Raw genomic sequence first — 15031 nt, forward strand, 5'->3', positions numbered from 1 at the left:
GCCGGTAATTAAAATATTTGCCGCAAACGTTAAAACGCCGATCCACATCCAACGCAAGCCGGGCGCATCAATACGGGCAACGATCATTTAGACAACGGATACACCGTGAATCAGCCGCGAAACAAGACACGCGATACCTGGTATGGCGGCTCGGCCGACCACCCGCGCGGGTGATCGGCCTGTTCCGTCCTTTTATGCAGCTGGCCCCGTCGCGTGGATGGATTTTATGCTCAGGCCATTTTCTGCATGATCGACATCAGTTTTTTCGCGTAATGCGGATCGGTCGCGTAGCCCGCGCGCTGCATGCCGTTGGCAAAGCCGTTCACATCGTGCGAAGAATTGATGACCTGCGCATAACGCGGATTGCCTTTGAGCAGGTTCGCGTAATCGGTCATCGCTTCCTCGTACGAGTCGTACGCGCGGAATTTCTCGACGGTGCGCTGCGGCTTGCCGTTCACATATTCGGTCGTGACGGTCGAAACGGTCTTGCCGGTCCAGTCCTTGGACGCCTTGATGCCGAACACGTTGTGACTGCTCGAGCCGTCGGCCTTTCTGATCTCGCTCTTGCCCCAGCCCGATTCGAGCGCGGCCTGGCCGATGATGAAGCGCGCCGGAATGCCGGTTGCGGCGCTGGCGGCCTGGGCGGGCGCGGCCAGCTTGTCGACGAACGCGTCGATTTTCGGCGAGCTGCCGTCGCCTTTGAGCGGCGGGGTCAGCGAGCTGTTGGCCGAGTAGCCCTTGCCCATCGCCAGCTGCCCGTTGGCCTGCGCATTGCCGTACGCCTTGGCGAGCGCGTTCAGCGCGGCGGTCTGGCCTTCGTCGCCGCCGCTGCCGCCGCCGAGCGCATTGGCCATGCCGGCGAGGCCGCCCGCACCGCCTGCTGCGCCGCTCACCTGCATGCCCTGGTTGCGCATCATCTGCTTGAGCATCGCGTCGGCCACGCCGATGCCCTTCTGCGACATCTGCTGCGACAACTGCTGATCCATCATCGACGTAAAGGTGGCGCTGTCGTGCGAATCGAACGGGCTGTCCTGCGGCGTCGCATCGCGCATGCTCTTCAACATCATCTGCGTGAACACTGCGTCGAACTGCTGCGCGGCCATCTTCATGCCGGCCTGCGGCGAAGCCTTGGCCTGCGCACTCAGCTTGGCGAACCCCTGCACGTCGAGGGCAAAGCGCTGGGTCAGGTCGTTCGCCGCATTGGCGGAGTTGGTCGTATCCGAATTCATCTGCTGTCTTCCTTAGATGATTTCCAGGTCGGCGCGCAGAGCGCCCGCCGCTTTCATGGCCTGCAGGATCGACATCAGATCCGCGGGCGTCGCACCCAATGCATTGAGCGCCTTCACCACTTCGGCGAGGTTCGCACCGGCGGTCACGAGCTTCAGGGCGCCGTTGTCCTGCTTCATCTGAATCTGCGACTGCTGGGCCACCACCGTCTGGCCGTTCGAGAACGCGCCCGGCTGGCTCACCACCGGCTGCGTATTGATCACCACCGACAGATTGCCGTGCGCCACCGCGCAGTTCTGCAGCGTAACCATCTGGTTCATCACGATCGAGCCGGTGCGCGCGTTCAGGATCACCTTCGCGGCGGCTGGCGCCGGCTTCACGTCGAGATTCTGCAAGCGCGCCATGAAGGCGACCTGCTGTTCCGGATCGGCCGGCGCGCGCAGTTGAATCGTGCGGCCGTCGAGCGCCATGGCGGTGCCGCCGCCGAACGCGTTGTTGACCGCCGACACCACACGCTGCGTGGTGTCGTAATCCATGTCGTTCAGTTCGAGCTGCATGGTGCCCGCTTGCGACACCGAGGTCGGCACCGCGCGTTCGACGATCGCGCCGCCGGCGATGCGGCCCGCCGCCAGCGTGTTCACCTGCACCTTGCTGCCGTTCGCGCTCGCGCCGGCGCCGCCGACCGCGAGGTTGCCCTGGCCGAGCGCGTACACCTGGCCGTCGGCGCCCTTGAGCGGCGTGAGCAGCAGCGTGCCGCCGCGCAGGCTCTTGGCGTTGCCGAGCGACGACACGGTGACGTCGATCGCTTCGCCGGGACGCGCGAACGGCGGCAGCACCGCCGTCACCATCACCGCGGCAACGTTCTTCAGCTGGATGTTCGACAGCGACGATTGCGAGTTACTCGACCCGGCGGCCTGGTTGTTGATCGAGATGCCGAGGTTCGCCAGCATGTTGGCGAGTGTTTGCGTGGTGAACGGCGTTTGCGTGGTCTGGTCGCCTGTGCCGTCGAGGCCGACCACGAGACCGTAGCCGATCAGCGGGTTGTCGCGCACGCCCTGAATCTGCACGAGGTCCTTCAGACGCTCGGCATGGGCGGGCGTCGCCGCCGGCAGCGCCACGCAGGCGAGCGCGAAGAGAGCCAGCGCCCGGCCAGCGTGAACGAATCGCGCGAAGCGGCGGGAGCGGCCGGAGCGGAAAAAGGCGGTACGCATGATTACCACGGCGACACGTTGAGAAAGAAGCGCTGCAGCCAGCCCATGTTCTCGGCTTCGTCGATATAACCCTTCGCGGAGTATTCGATTTTCGCGTCGGCCACCTGGGTCGAGTACACGGCGTTCAGGTTCGAAATCGTGTTCGGATTCACAACGCCGGAAAAGCGCACGAACTCATTGCCCTGGTTGATCAGCATCTGTTTCTCGCCGCTCACCATCAGGTTGCCGTTCGGCAGCACGCCTGTCACCGTCACGGTGATCGTGCCATTGAACGTATTCGACGCGTTCGCGCCGCCGGTCGCCTGAAACTTGTTGCCGCCGGTCGCGTTCAGGTTGACCTTGCCGAAGAAGCCGCCGAGAAAGCCGGCGGTCGGCACGTCGAAGTTGGTGCTGCCGTTGCGGTTGGTCCCGGCGCCCGAGGACTTCGTCGCGTTGACGTTTTCCTGAATCACGATTGTCAGAATGTCGCCGACATTGCGCGGCCGCTGGTCTTCGAACAACGGCCGGCCGGCGTAACCCGGGTTGAAGATCGAGCCTGGCGATTGCGCCGCAGGCGGAATCGGCGGCATGGCCGTCATCGGCTGCTGGGTGATCGGTTGCTTCGGCACGAGGCCGCAGCCGCCCAGCGCTGCGAGCAGCGTGAGCTGCACGAGCGCCTGAGCCGTGCGCGAATGAACCGGATTACGAGTGAAGTGCGACATCTTGATTACCGCCTGTTAATTCCCAGCCGCTCAAACCTGCATCTGGCTGAGGGTCTGCAGCATCTGGTCGGAGGTCGTCACGGCCTTGCTGTTGATTTCATACGCGCGCTGCGTCTGGATCATGTTCACCAGCTCCTGCACCACGTTCACGTTCGAGGCTTCCACGTAACCCTGATTCAGCGTGCCGGCGCCGTTGAGGCCCGGTTGCGCGATGTTCGGCGCGCCCGACGACGCGGTTTCCGCGAACAGGTTTTCGCCCTTCGCATCCAGACCGGTCGGGTTGATGAAGGTGGCGATCTGCATCGAGCCGAGCTGCTGGCTGTTGCTCGAGCCGGCGACGGTGACCGACACCACGCCGTCGCTGCCGATCGTCAGCGAAGTGGCATTGGTCGGGATCGTGATCGCCGGAATCACCTGGTAGCCGCTCGAGGTGACGAGCTGGCCCTGCGCGTTGGTCTGGAACGAACCGTCGCGGGTGTAAGCGGTCGTGCCGTCGGGCATCTGCACCTGAAAGAAGCCCTGGCCGTTGATGGCGACGTCTTTCGAGTTGCCGGTTTGCTGCAGGTTGCCCTGGGTGTACAGACGCTCGGTGGCGACCTGTTGCACGCCGGTGCCGAGCTGGATGCCGGACGGCAGTTCGGTTTGCTGGGTCGAGTTCGCGCCGGGCTGGCGGATGGTCTGATACAGCAGGTCCTCGAACACCGCGCGCGAGCCCTTGAAGCCGTTGGTGCTGACGTTCGCGAGGTTGTTCGAGATCACGTCCATCTGCGCCTGTTGCGCATTCATGCCGGTAGCGGCGATGTAGAGCGAGCGATTCACAATTTTTCTCCTATGTCGATCGGAGTTAGCGCTTTAGCGCTTACTCCGATCCCATGCAACGCTGTCGATCGGAGTTAGCGCTTCAGCTGTCGACCAGAGTTCGCGTGTCGGCTGGAGTTAGCGCTTTAGCGCTTACTCCAGCCCCATAGCGCGTTACTCTGGTCCCATGCAAAGCACTTACTCCGGTCCCATGCAAGATGGTTGCCGTGTGGGGCAACCCGTTAGCTGAAACTGAGCAGCTGATTGGCGGACTGGTCGTTCTTGTCGGCGCTTTCCAGCAGCTTGGTCTGCATCTGGAACTGGCGTGCGTTGGTGATCATCGAGACCATCGCGCTGACCGGATTCACGTTGCTGCCTTCGAGCGAAGCCGGCGCCAGCGTGACGGCCGGGTCGGCGTCGGCGGGGTTGCCGTCGGCGGTGCGAAACAGGCCGTCGTTGCCGCGCGTCATGGTTTGCGGAGCCGGATTCACCAGTTTCAGCTGATCGACCGTCACCACCGCCGTGGGCGGATCGCCCGGCGTGAGCGCGGTCACGGTGCCGTCCTTGCCGATCGTGATCTGCGCACCCGGCGGCACCGACACCGGACCGCCGTTGCCGAGCACCGTCTGATTCATGGCGTTCACCAGCTGGCCGTTCTGGTCGATGTGCAGATTGCCGGCGCGCGTGTAAGCCTCGGTGCCGTCGGCGGTCTGCACCGCCAGCCAGCCCGGCCCCTCGACCGCGACGTCGAGCGGGTTGCCCGTCTGCTGGATCGGCCCGGGCGTGTAGTCCGCGCCCGGCGTCGACGACAGCACGAAAGTGCGCGTGGTGTTGTCGTTGATCGAACTGCCGTCGCCGAACGCCATCGGCACGGCGCGGAAAGTCGCAAGCTGCGCGCGAAAGCCGGTGGTCGAGGCATTCGCGAGGTTGTTCGCAACGATGGCCTGCTGTTCGAGCGCTTGTGTGCTGCCCGACATCGCGGTGTAGATCAGCCGATCCATGATGGGTCAGTCCCGGTCGCTTACAGGTTGATCAGGGTCTGGTCGACGGCCTGCTGGGTCTTGATCGTCTGCGCGTTCGCCTGATAGTTGCGTTGCGCGGTGATCAGATTCACCAGTTGGCTCGTCAGGTCGACGTTCGAGTTTTCCACCGCGCCGCCTTGCAGCGTGCCGTGGTTGGTCGAGCCCGGCACCGAAATCTGCGCGACACCCGATTGGGAGGTCTGCTGGAACTCGTTGTTACCGAGGTTCACGAGACCGTTCTGATTCGAGAAGTTCGCGAGTGCGACCTGGCCGAGCGCGGCGGTTTGCTGGTTCGAATAGTTGCCGGTCAGCGTGCCGTCCGCACCGATTGTGAAGCTCGTCAGCGTGCCGGCCGCGAAGCCGTCGGGCTGCAGCGAGTTCACGCCGTTCTTGCCGCCGTACTGCGTCGTGCCGCCGATGTTCAGCGTCAGGTTCTGCGGCGTCGACGAACCGTCGGTGTTCGGCACCGAGAAGTTGAAGACGAACGGCGTGGTGGTCGCGACACCGGCCGCGTCGGTCGTGCCGAGCAGCGTGCCCGACGAATTGAAGTTCGCGTGGCCGATCAGCGACGCCGTGCCGGTCGAGCTGCCCGCGTACACGTTCCACGTGCCGGCCGAGGTCTTGGCGAAATACATGTTGACCTGCTGCGAGCCGCCGAGCGAGTCGTAGACCGTCGTGCTGGTCGAGTAGTTATACGTCGTCGAGCTGTTCTGGTTGAACGCCACCGCGGTCGGCGCGATCGTGTAGCTGTCAGTGCCGGCGGCGGCCGGCACGCCGTTGAACGTGATGGTCTCGCCGTTGCCGAGCTGGATCGCGGTGCCGGCCGTGTACGTCGCGGCGGTGGTCGTCGTGCCGAGCGTGTTGTCGGTTACCGTGTAGGTCGTCGAGGTCGGGAAATTGACGGTGTAGTTGTCGTTGTTCGTGCCCGAAGCCGTGTTCGTGATGGTCGCGCCGGTGGTGGAGAGCGTGCCCGTACTGCTGACGGCCGTCACGGTCGGCGTGCCGAGCATCAGCGGATCCTGGGCGTTCAGGTTCAGGCCGGCTGCGATCTTGGTGGTCGCCTGCGGCGCGATGTTCGCGGTCGGCACCGAGAGCGGCACGGTTTGCGCGGTGTTGACGACGCCCGAGCTATTCGCGCCGTAGCCCATCAGTTGCAGGCCTTGCGCGTTGGTGATGAAGCCGTTCTTGTCGAGCTGGAACACGCCGTTACGCGAGTACACCAGCGAACCGTTGTTCGACAGCTGGAAGAAGCCATTGCCGTTGATCGCGACGTCGAGCGCCTGATTGGTGCTGGTGATCGTGCCTTGCGCGAACTGCTGCTGCACTTCGGCGAGCTTCGTGCCGATGCCGACCTGGTTGTTCACCGCGGTGGCCACCGAATTGGCGTACATATCCGCGAATTGCGCTGCGCCGCTCTTGAAGCCAACCGTATTCGCGTTGGCGATGTTGTTGCCGATCACGTCGAGATCGCTCGACGATGCCGCCAACCCGCTCAAACCTGTTTGGTAACCCATGACGGTCTCCGTATCTGGAAGGTCGTAACTGACTGAATCTGAATCAGAGGATGGCGGCGACGCTGGTCAGCCCCACGGTCGAACCGTTCGACAGCACGAGGCCCGGCGTGCCGTTGCTCTGCATGACGACGCTTTGCACCGTCGCGCCCGCGAGCGTCGTGGCCGTAGCCTGCTGGCCGTTGATCGTGCCGACCGCGCTGATCGTGTAGGTGCCGTCGGCGAGCGTGTTGCCGGCCGAGTCGGTCGGCGTCCAGCTCACCGGAATCGTGCCGGCCGACTGCTTGCCGAGGTCGACCGTGTTGACGATCGTGCCCGCCGAGTTTTTCACGACCACCTGCAGGTCGCCCACCGAATTGGCGAGCTGCACCCCGAACGAGCTGGCCTTGCCGCTCGCGACCGTCACCGAACTGCCCGGCGCGAGCACCGTCGAGCCGATCAGCAGCGCGGCTTGCGACTGCTGGCCGGCCGACAGTTGCGTCGACAACGAGGTGAGCGTCGTATTCAGCTGGCTGATGCCCGACACCGTGTTGATCTGCGCCAGCTGCGAGGTCATCTGCGAGCTGTCCATCGGATTGGTCGGGTCCTGGTTCTTCATCTGCGCGACCAGCAACTGCAGAAAGGTATTCTGCAGATCGGTCGCCGACGTGCCGCTCGTCGAACTGGTGGAGCTGGTCGAGCTCGAGGCACTCTTCGTGCCGTTCATCGTATCGAGCAGCGATTGCGACACGGTCGTGCCGCTGCCGCCGATGGTGGTGCTGGTGGTCAAGGAGTTCTCCTCAGGTTCCGATCGTGAGCGTTTTCAGCATCAGTGTCTTGGCGGTGTTCAGGGTCTCGACGTTGGCCTGGTACGAGCGCGAGGCCGAGATCATGTTGACCATTTCCTGCACCGGGTCGACATTGGGCAGCGTGACGTAACCGTCCGCGTTGGCGGCCGGGTTGCCCGGGTCGTAGGCGGTCTTCATCGGCGTCGGGTCGTCGACCACGCCGGTGACCTGCACGCCGCCCACCTGCTGGCCGGAGCCCGAGCGCGCGCCGCCGATCGGGTTCACTGCGAACACGACCTGCTTGGCCTTGTACGGCTGGCCGTCCGGGCCCGTCGTACTGTCCGCGTTGGCGAGATTGGACGCCGTCACGTTGAGCCGTTGCGACTGCGCCGACATCGCAGAGCCCGCAACACCGAAAATATTCATCAAAGATGGCATGTTTCCTTCCTCTTGCAGCCGAATTACGAACCCGACGTGATCGCCGCCAGCATCGTTTTGATCTGGCTCGACAGCACCGTCATGCCCGATTCGAAATGCAGCGTGTTGTCGGCGAACTGCACACGCTCGGCATCGATATCGACCGTGTTGCCGTCGAGCGCGGGTTGCGTCGGAATGCGGTATTGCAGATTGCCGTAGTCGTCGGGCGCGCCGCCGGTCGGCGTGAGTGTCGTCTTGCCGGACATGTGGCCCGGCGCGGTCGAGACCATCGACATGCCGCCCGTCACGCTGGCAGGCGGCGTCATCGCCAGCGTCGAAGCGTTCGACGCGCCCTGGCCAGCCCCGCCGCCGCTCTTCTTCAGCGCGCCCGCGAGCGACGAAGCGAAATCGACGTCGCGCGACTTGTACCCGGGGGTATCGGCGTTGGCGATATTCGAAGACAACAGCTCCTGGCGGTAAGCGCGTACGTCGAGCGCCTGGCGGCCAAAGGCGAATTCGGCATCGAGTTTGTCCAGCATAGAAATCTCCGGAGAACGTTCCCGAGGTTCCCGTGAGCGCCTCGCGTGAGGACTGCCTCGGCCGGGAAGACCTTTTTGCATGAGGTCCATCTTATGGGCCGAACGCAAGCGGCAATCGGACGAATAACCGGGAAAGGGGGCTTCTATTCAACGTTTGCCCAATGGAGGCGCTCACTAGAATGCAAGACGTACTGATGCATTCGATGGAGAAACGCGATGGACCTGCCCACTTTCGATCTGACGCACCGCGCACGCCGCGCGGCGGCGGCGCATCGCGTGGGAGCGGTTCGGCTTGCTGTGCGGGTTCTGGTGATCTCGGCGCTGTGCGTCACGGCCGGCGCCGTCTTGTTGCCGGGCGCCGCGCAGGCCGAAGATGCCGGCGGCCCGATCGTGATTCCCGGCCCCGGTGAGAAGAATCCGGCTGCGCTCGCCGATCTGGCCGAACACATGCAGGCGGCGCCTTCGAAACGCGCGGGCTCTGCCGCCACGCTGGCCGCGGCCACCGCGCAGTCGCTGACGCCGGGTCCGGTCGCACGCGACGCCGATCAATTCACGCGCGCCGCCAATGCGAGCGGCTCGATCGTCATTGCGGGCACGGGCGAAGCGCCTGCCGCGCCGGCGATGATCCGCACCAGCTTCAAGCCCGACGCGAACGGCGTCGTGACGATTCCCGCGCCGGTGAATGCCAATGCGGCCTCGGTCAATCCGGCGGACGGCTCTGCACGCGTCAATGTCGTGCCAGGTTCGCATCAGGTCGTGCCGATCGTGGTGACGCCGCCGCCGCTGAATGCCGCACGGCAAGCTGCGGCGGTACAGCCGGTGGCGGCCAATGCACCCGCGGCACCCGCGAGTTCACCCACGAATGGCGCTGCCGGCACATCCGCTGCGGCCGGCTTCGATACGCTCGCGTCGCGTGGCGAGCCACCGCAGCTAGGCGCGAGCGGCAAGCCGGTTGCGATGCCGGCAGCGCCCGCACGGGCATCAGCCCCAACAGCTGCGGCGATGCCGGCGCCGCCCACCATCATTCCCCGCACACCGCCGATGCGCCAGGTGGCGCCGGCCGTCGCGCAACAGAATCTGCGCGCCGCCGGGGTGACACAGCCCGCGACACAGCTGGTGACACAGCCCGTGGCTCAAGCCGCTCCGCTGCCCGGCCAGCAAGACCCTGAAGCGATCCGCAGCGCCGCCCTCGCCTTCCTGCAACAGCAATCCGCCGGCCTGCCCGGCAAGGTCGAAATCACCGTCGCACCGGCGTTTCCGCGCGGTCTCGCGGCCTGCACGATGCTCGAACCGTTCATGCCGAGCGGCGCGCGCCTGTGGGGCCGCATGACCGTCGGCGTGCGCTGCGCGGGCGAACGGCCGTGGACCCTCTACCTGCAGGCGCGCATCTCGCTGCGCGCCACCTACTACCTAGCCGCCCGTGCGATGTCGCCGGGCGAAGTGCTCACCGCCGCCGACCTCATCGCCCGCGACGGCGACCTGACCGGTTTGCCGCAGGCGATCGTCACGGACCCGTCGCAGGCGGTCGGCTCGGTCACGCTCACGCGCGTCGCCGGCGGCATGCCGCTGCGCCGCGACATGCTGAAAAGCGCGTCGGCAGTGTCGATCGGACAGACCGTGCGGGTGGTCGCGGCAGGCGTTGGCTTTGCGATTTCGGCCGAAGGCAGCGCGATGAACAACGCGTCGCCGGGTCAGCAGGTGCGGGTGAAGACGGCCAACGGCCAGATCATCTCCGGTGTCGTCAAGGACGGTTCGACGGTGGAGATTCAGTTGTGAAGCGGCTCGGCGGGATGCCGGCCGCCGTGGATTCAGCGACGATGGCGGGCTTCGCGGGCGTGATGCCCGCGCGGCTCGTGGGGCCGGATCGCCCCGAACGACAAGGCAAGACCTCGAGCGATTGCGCTAAAGTTTTGATCAACGGTTGCCGTTATCAGAATCAAATCGTTCAGGAAGCCAATCGTGAAAGTCGATTCCAAAACTCATTCGAATCTGCCGACGTTGAAAGACGCGCTGTCCCGCTCGCAGCAAAGCGACGCGACGGCCGCGACCAGCAACGCGCAGAGTGCGGGCACGGCCTCGCAGAGCACCACCAGCAGCGGTTCGGGCGACGCCAGCGTCAGCCTGTCGGGTCTGTCGCAGCACCTGCGCAGCCTCGCGGCGTCCGGTTCCGCCGATATCGACACAGCGCATGTCGAATCGATCAAGCAGGCCATCAAGGATGGTTCGCTGACGATCGATTCCGGCAAGATCGCCGACGGCGTGCTCAATACGGCGCGCGAACTGTTGCAAAGCAAAACCTCGTCGACCGGCAACTGATCGACGCATCGAAGTACGGTGAATTGCCGGGCGGCATTCGACAAACCCGGCTCGTGAATCACACGCGGGCCGTCGTGTTCAGCGAGTTGTTGACATGAAAGACGCCCTGCTTGCCACCCTGATTGAAGAATATTCGGCCGTCGAGGCCTTCGCCTCGATTCTGGCGCTCGAAACCAAGGCCTTGACCGCCTTGTCGCCGCTGGAACTGTTGCCGCCGATCATCGAGAAGAAAACCGAACTGATCGGCGTGCTCGCCAGGCTCGAAAGCGAGCGGGACGCGCAACTGGCCGAACTCGGCTTTCCGGCCGGCTGGCCCGGCATGGAACTCGTGGCCAGCACCGACGCGCGGCTCGCGACACACTGGTCGCTGCTGCAAAAAGCCGCCGATCGCGCGCGGCGCTTCAATACGAGTAACGGCGAGCTGATCCGCGTGCGGATGGACTACAACCAGCGTGCGCTGAAGGCGCTGCAAGTGGCCGTGCCGCAGAAGACCGGCTTCTACGGACCGGACGGACGGATGCCGGCGCGTCCCGCGGCGTAACGATTTTCCTCGGACTGGCGTTTCGGGCGCCGATCCGGCTGAGTAGATTGTGTTGAACGCCTACGCACAGGCGCGCGGCATGTCGCGTTCGGCGTTTCTCGCGCTGGCCGCGGAACATGAGATGGCGGATGCTTGAGGCGGCGTAGGCGAGTGTGCCGCCGGTCGAACATCAACCCTTCAAAACTCAAGTCGCCTCGGCATTCGCCCAGGCCATCTCCCGCAGCCGCGTGCGCAGGCGCGCCACCGCCTGGCTGTGCAGCTGGCACACGCGCGATTCGCTGACCTCCATCACCGCGCCGATTTCGCGCAGGTTCATGCCGCGTTCGTAGTACAGCGACATCAGCAGCTTCTCGCGCTCCGGCAGGCGGTCGATCGCCTCCACCAGCGCCGAACGCAGGCTGTCATCGAGCAGCGCCGAAAGCGGGTCCGAATGATCGACGCAGTAGCGGTCGAGAAACGGCTCATCGTCCGCGGAACGGTCGAAGTCCTCGTAGTAGATCAGCTGGCTGCCGTGCAGGTCCTGCAACATCGACTGATACTCGTCGAGCGGCATTTTCAGATGCTCGGCGATCTCAGTCTCGCTCGCCGAGCGGCCCAGGTTCTGTTCGACCTTGTGCACCGCGGTTTCGACTTCGCGCGAGGTGCGCCGCAAGCTGCGCGGCAGCCAGTCATTGCTGCGCAATTCGTCGAGCATCGCGCCGCGAATCCGCTGGCTGGCGTAGGTCTCGAACTGCGCGCCCTGGTCTTCCTTATAGCGGCTCGCCGCGTCCAGCAGTCCGATCATGCCGGCCTGAATCAGATCGTCGAGATCGACGCTCGCCGGCATCTTGGCGACGAGCTGCAAGCCGAGGCGACGCACGAGAGGTGCGTACTTCGTCAGAACGTCGGCTTGGGAAATCCTTCCCTGAGCGTTATACATCGTGCTCCCCTTGTCCCCGTGCCGCCTCTCAGGCGTGCCGCACAGACGGTTGGTCGGCGTGTTGCGCCGCTGTAACTGTCGCAGGCGCCACCCAGGGCGCTTGCGACGACATCGCTGGCCGCATCGGCCAGTACTGCAATTCAGCGGCAAGGTGCCGGAAGTCCCGCGCAGCCGGTGTCGACGGGAACGCATCGACGACACAACGCGACAACGCCAGGGCTCGCGCCATCCGCGCATCGGCGGCAATGCAACCGGCGTCTTCCAGCGCCACCGTCAGATAGCGCCCGGCCACGCCGGCCAGGTTTGCGAAAGCGGTATGCGCGTCGTCCACGCTCTGCACGTGGTTCACCAGCACGCGAAACTGCGCGGTGGCGTGCGCGTAGTGCAGACGCTTCATGCACGCGTACGTGTCGGTGATCGCCTGCGCGGCCACGCGCGTGACGATCATCACTTCGTGCGCCTGCATCGCGAGCGGCGACAAATGGCCTTGCGGATCGAGTTCCGCGTCGATCAGCACGATGTCGGCAGAGCCGTGCAGCACCACGCCGAACTGCGCGGCCGTATGGCCTTCGCGGTTCTGACGCGGAGCGGCCAGCATCGAGAAGCCGAGCGCGTGCCGTGCGGCGGCGGCGTCCAGCGTCATCTCGCCGCGCATCACGGCCGCAAAATTGCCCGCGCCGCGCACGCCGCCGAGCATCGCGCTCACTGACTTCTCGCCGAGGCATTCGTCGATCACCAGCACGTCCTTGCCCTGCTGCGCGAGCGCCGCGGCAAGGTTCACCACCGTCGTGGTACGGCCCATGCCCGCCGAGCCGCCCGTCACCGCGATCACCCGCGATCCGTTCTTCGCCAGCAACCGCCGCAGTCCTTCTGCCTGATCCGAGATGAATTTATCCAAAGCGGACCTCGTGCAGTTCTGCCGTCGACCGCGCGGAAAGTGCGGACAGCAACGCCGGAATATCGTCGTCGTGCGGCACGAACGGCGAGTTGTCGCGGGGAATGCAGAACGTGCTCTTGATCAGGAATTTCTTTGTCGCGACGTACAGGTTCTCCGGCACCTTCTGCCCGGTCGACACGTAATGCACCGGCAGCTTGTAGCGGATCACCGTGTCGAGCACGCCGCCGAGATTGGTGGCCTCGTCGAGCTTGGTCAGGATGCAGCCGGCGAGCGGCTGCTGATCCGGCGCGCGTTGGTACGCCTGCACGACTTCGTTGAGCGTGTCGCCGTGGCTCGTCGCATTCAGCAGCAACAGGCGCTGCACCGGCTGGCCGGCGCGGCACAGCATCGCGATCTGGTCGGACACGAGGCGGTCGCGCTGGCTCATGCCGATCGTGTCGATCAGCACGATGTGCTTGTTGCGCAATTCGGAGAGCGCGAGTTGCAGATCGGCGCTGTCTTTCACCGCGTGGACCGACACGCCGAGAATCTTGCCGAAGATGCGCAGTTGTTCGTGGCCGCCGATCCGGTAGCTGTCGGTGGTGAGCAACGCCACCTTGCTGGCGCCGAAACGCATCACGCAACGCGCGGCGAGCTTGGCGGTGGTGGTCGTCTTGCCGACGCCCGTCGGGCCCATCAGCGCGAAGACGCCGCCGCGCTCCATCAGCGCGTCTTCGTCTTCCATCACCGGCAGGTTCGATTCGAGCACCGAGCGGATCCACTCCATGCCGCCTTCCATGTCTTCGACGTTTTCCGGCAGGTTGTCGACCATCATCTGCACGAGCTGCGCGGAGAAACCGGCGGCGAACAGATGCTTGGTCAACGCGGCGCGCGCCGGGCTGCGACGCTGGCGATCGCCCCACAGCAGGCCGGCGAAGTGTTCTTCCATCATCCCGCGCATCGACGCGAGTTCGTTCATCACGGTTTCGTTGACGACCTGCTCCATGCGCGTCTTGATCGCTTCGGCGACCGCGGCGGAAGTACGGGTCTCGTCGCCGGCGGGCAGCGACGGCGCGATCTTTTGCGCGGCGCGGCGCGCCGCGATTTGCGCGGCCTCGCGCGCCCATTCGGGCGTCCCGGCGGTGTCGGGCGCGTTGCCGGCTTGCGCTGCGCCAGCCTGCGCTGCGGCCTTGCCGGGCTCGACCGTGGCGCCGAGGCCCTTGGCCATCGCGGCGGCAGGCGTCATCGCTGCGGAGCGCACGCTGTAGGCGCCTTGTTGTTGCTGTTGCTGCTCGGCGGCGATGCGGCGGGCGTGATCGATCAGCCAGGGATTCGATTCGGCCATCGTGCGCGGCGCTTCAGCGGCGGCTGACAGGGCAGCGGGTGCGGCCGGCACACCGGCGGCCTCGAGCAGATCGGCGCGGATGTCTTCGGTGAGACGGGTCGCCGCGGCGCGGGCGCTGGGCTGGTCGATGGCGATCGGCTGTGCCGCAGCAGGCATGGCCGGCGCCATCGACTGGGGTTTGGCAGCGCCCGGCAGCACGGCTTTCGGCACAACGGCGTTCTTCGGCGCCGCAACCGGCGCATCGCCGGCGGCGGTGTTCAAGGCGGCGTTCGAAGCGGTATTCGCGGCCATATTCTCAGCGCCGGCTTCCGGGCTGGCGCCGAACACCGATGCGAACACATCGGGCATGCCGCTCGCATACGGATTGGCCGGCATGGCGCGCGGCGCCATCAACGCAGGCTGTCCAGCCGTTGCATTCATCGGCGCGGTCTGCGGTGCACCTGCTCCGGCGCGCGGAGCCTTAGGCGCGATGGCTGCCAGGTCGCTGTCGGCCAGCGCGACGATTTCGACGCTGCCGTCGTCCATCGTGCGATTGGACAACACGACTGCATCCGGGCCCAGGGCTTCGCGCACGAGACGCAGAGCATCACGACTGGTAGCACCGGTAAATTTACGAATGTTCAAGCTGGACCCCCGATGAGGTAAACGGACTGACGGACCGGCAACACACCGCTTCCCATTGAGATCAATTATTGCGAAAGCCGTCGAGTGACGATCGGTGGATAAAGACGGGTAAAGGTGGGCAATTCGGGCGATGGACATGCGGCCCGTGCCATGCGAAAGCCGGTTTTAAACGGGCTTTTCGGGCCCGGCCGGGGGGCCGTTTTGCGCTCGGAGCGC

At 65.2% G+C, this 15031-nt stretch carries 15 protein-coding genes and 1 pseudogene; 4 read left to right on the forward strand and 12 right to left on the reverse strand.

The features are described 5' to 3' along the window. Positions 1–230: 230 nt before the first annotated feature. The 9 genes from flgJ to flgB all read right to left on the reverse strand — a co-directional run bounded on the left by flgJ (position 231) and on the right by flgB (position 8193). Positions 231–1229, reverse strand: coding sequence for a flagellar assembly peptidoglycan hydrolase FlgJ (gene flgJ, locus AC07WT_RS20340; RefSeq protein ID WP_494948240.1), 999 nt, complete (start codon positions 1227–1229; stop codon positions 231–233). A gap of 12 nt (positions 1230–1241) precedes the next feature. Continuing rightward, complete coding sequence (locus AC07WT_RS20345; RefSeq protein WP_494948241.1) at positions 1242–2438, reverse strand: flagellar basal body P-ring protein FlgI; 1197 nt, start codon at positions 2436–2438, stop codon at positions 1242–1244. A gap of 2 nt (positions 2439–2440) precedes the next feature. After that, complete coding sequence (gene flgH, locus AC07WT_RS20350) at positions 2441–3139, reverse strand: flagellar basal body L-ring protein FlgH (RefSeq protein ID WP_492592632.1); 699 nt, start codon at positions 3137–3139, stop codon at positions 2441–2443. A gap of 30 nt (positions 3140–3169) precedes the next feature. Then, positions 3170–3958 carry a flagellar basal-body rod protein FlgG gene (flgG, locus tag AC07WT_RS20355; RefSeq protein WP_494948242.1) on the reverse strand — a complete coding sequence of 263 codons (789 nt, stop codon included), beginning with the start codon at positions 3956–3958 and terminating at the stop codon, positions 3170–3172. Between the two features lie 221 nt (positions 3959–4179). Continuing rightward, positions 4180–4938, reverse strand: coding sequence for a flagellar basal-body rod protein FlgF (flgF, locus tag AC07WT_RS20360; protein WP_492592630.1), 759 nt, complete (start codon positions 4936–4938; stop codon positions 4180–4182). A 20-nt stretch (positions 4939–4958) separates the two neighbouring features. Next, positions 4959–6473, reverse strand: a complete 1515-nt coding sequence (locus tag AC07WT_RS20365; RefSeq protein WP_494948243.1) for a flagellar hook protein FlgE — start codon at positions 6471–6473, stop codon at positions 4959–4961. A 43-nt stretch (positions 6474–6516) separates the two neighbouring features. After that, on the reverse strand, positions 6517–7239 hold the full coding sequence (locus AC07WT_RS20370) for a flagellar hook assembly protein FlgD (protein WP_494948244.1): 723 nt from the start codon (positions 7237–7239) through the stop codon (positions 6517–6519). Positions 7240–7249: 10 nt separating this feature from the next. Beyond that, complete coding sequence (gene flgC, locus AC07WT_RS20375) at positions 7250–7675, reverse strand: flagellar basal body rod protein FlgC (protein WP_115101661.1); 426 nt, start codon at positions 7673–7675, stop codon at positions 7250–7252. 23 nt (positions 7676–7698) lie between these two features. Further along, positions 7699–8193 (reverse strand): flagellar basal body rod protein FlgB, encoded by a 495-nt coding sequence (gene flgB, locus AC07WT_RS20380; protein ID WP_494948245.1) that lies wholly within the window; start codon positions 8191–8193, stop codon positions 7699–7701. A gap of 216 nt (positions 8194–8409) precedes the next feature. Here flgB and flgA point away from each other — a divergent pair, with 216 nt between their 5' ends. The 4 genes and pseudogenes from flgA to AC07WT_RS20400 form a co-directional block, all read left to right on the forward strand. Beyond that, positions 8410–9969 carry a flagellar basal body P-ring formation chaperone FlgA gene (gene flgA / locus AC07WT_RS20385; RefSeq protein WP_494948246.1) on the forward strand — a complete coding sequence of 520 codons (1560 nt, stop codon included), beginning with the start codon at positions 8410–8412 and terminating at the stop codon, positions 9967–9969. A 183-nt stretch (positions 9970–10152) separates the two neighbouring features. Beyond that, positions 10153–10509 carry a flagellar biosynthesis anti-sigma factor FlgM gene (flgM, locus tag AC07WT_RS20390; protein ID WP_492592624.1) on the forward strand — a complete coding sequence of 119 codons (357 nt, stop codon included), beginning with the start codon at positions 10153–10155 and terminating at the stop codon, positions 10507–10509. Positions 10510–10603: 94 nt separating this feature from the next. Beyond that, on the forward strand, positions 10604–11050 hold the full coding sequence (locus AC07WT_RS20395; protein WP_494948247.1) for a flagellar protein FlgN: 447 nt from the start codon (positions 10604–10606) through the stop codon (positions 11048–11050). A gap of 52 nt (positions 11051–11102) precedes the next feature. Then, positions 11103–11186: pseudogene (locus AC07WT_RS20400) on the forward strand (type II toxin-antitoxin system HicB family antitoxin); the annotation flags it as partial. Between the two features lie 48 nt (positions 11187–11234). On the opposite strand, the gene AC07WT_RS20405 reads toward AC07WT_RS20400, so the two are convergent. From AC07WT_RS20405 to flhF, 3 genes are read right to left on the reverse strand one after another with little or no spacing between them, the layout of a single operon-like run. Next, positions 11235–11969: an RNA polymerase sigma factor FliA gene (locus AC07WT_RS20405; protein WP_492592621.1), complete on the reverse strand. Its 735-nt coding sequence runs from the start codon at positions 11967–11969 to the stop codon at positions 11235–11237. 28 nt (positions 11970–11997) lie between these two features. Beyond that, positions 11998–12867 carry a MinD/ParA family ATP-binding protein gene (locus tag AC07WT_RS20410; RefSeq protein WP_494948248.1) on the reverse strand — a complete coding sequence of 290 codons (870 nt, stop codon included), beginning with the start codon at positions 12865–12867 and terminating at the stop codon, positions 11998–12000. Continuing rightward, on the reverse strand, positions 12860–14815 hold the full coding sequence (flhF, locus tag AC07WT_RS20415) for a flagellar biosynthesis GTPase FlhF (protein ID WP_494948249.1): 1956 nt from the start codon (positions 14813–14815) through the stop codon (positions 12860–12862). The genes AC07WT_RS20410 and flhF overlap by 8 nt, the downstream gene beginning before the upstream one ends. Positions 14816–15031 lie beyond the last annotated feature (216 nt).

Source organism: Paraburkholderia sp. GW821-FHT02A12 (assembly GCF_059422005.1).

What these genes read in the sequence shown, in the direction of transcription:
- flgA (WP_494948246.1), top strand. Translation starts at nt 8,410, where the DNA reads ATGGACCTGCCCACTTTCGATCTGACGCACCGCGCACGCCGCGCGGCG.
- AC07WT_RS20345 (WP_494948241.1), bottom strand. Translation starts at nt 2,438, where the DNA reads ATGCGTACCGCCTTTTTCCGCTCCGGCCGCTCCCGCCGCTTCGCGCGA.
- AC07WT_RS20395 (WP_494948247.1), top strand. Translation starts at nt 10,604, where the DNA reads ATGAAAGACGCCCTGCTTGCCACCCTGATTGAAGAATATTCGGCCGTC.
- flgC (WP_115101661.1), bottom strand. Translation starts at nt 7,675, where the DNA reads ATGCCATCTTTGATGAATATTTTCGGTGTTGCGGGCTCTGCGATGTCG.
- flgB (WP_494948245.1), bottom strand. Translation starts at nt 8,193, where the DNA reads ATGCTGGACAAACTCGATGCCGAATTCGCCTTTGGCCGCCAGGCGCTC.
- AC07WT_RS20365 (WP_494948243.1), bottom strand. Translation starts at nt 6,473, where the DNA reads ATGGGTTACCAAACAGGTTTGAGCGGGTTGGCGGCATCGTCGAGCGAT.
- flgJ (WP_494948240.1), bottom strand. Translation starts at nt 1,229, where the DNA reads ATGAATTCGGATACGACCAACTCCGCCAATGCGGCGAACGACCTGACC.
- flgH (WP_492592632.1), bottom strand. Translation starts at nt 3,139, where the DNA reads ATGTCGCACTTCACTCGTAATCCGGTTCATTCGCGCACGGCTCAGGCG.
- AC07WT_RS20405 (WP_492592621.1), bottom strand. Translation starts at nt 11,969, where the DNA reads ATGTATAACGCTCAGGGAAGGATTTCCCAAGCCGACGTTCTGACGAAG.
- flgF (WP_492592630.1), bottom strand. Translation starts at nt 4,938, where the DNA reads ATGGATCGGCTGATCTACACCGCGATGTCGGGCAGCACACAAGCGCTC.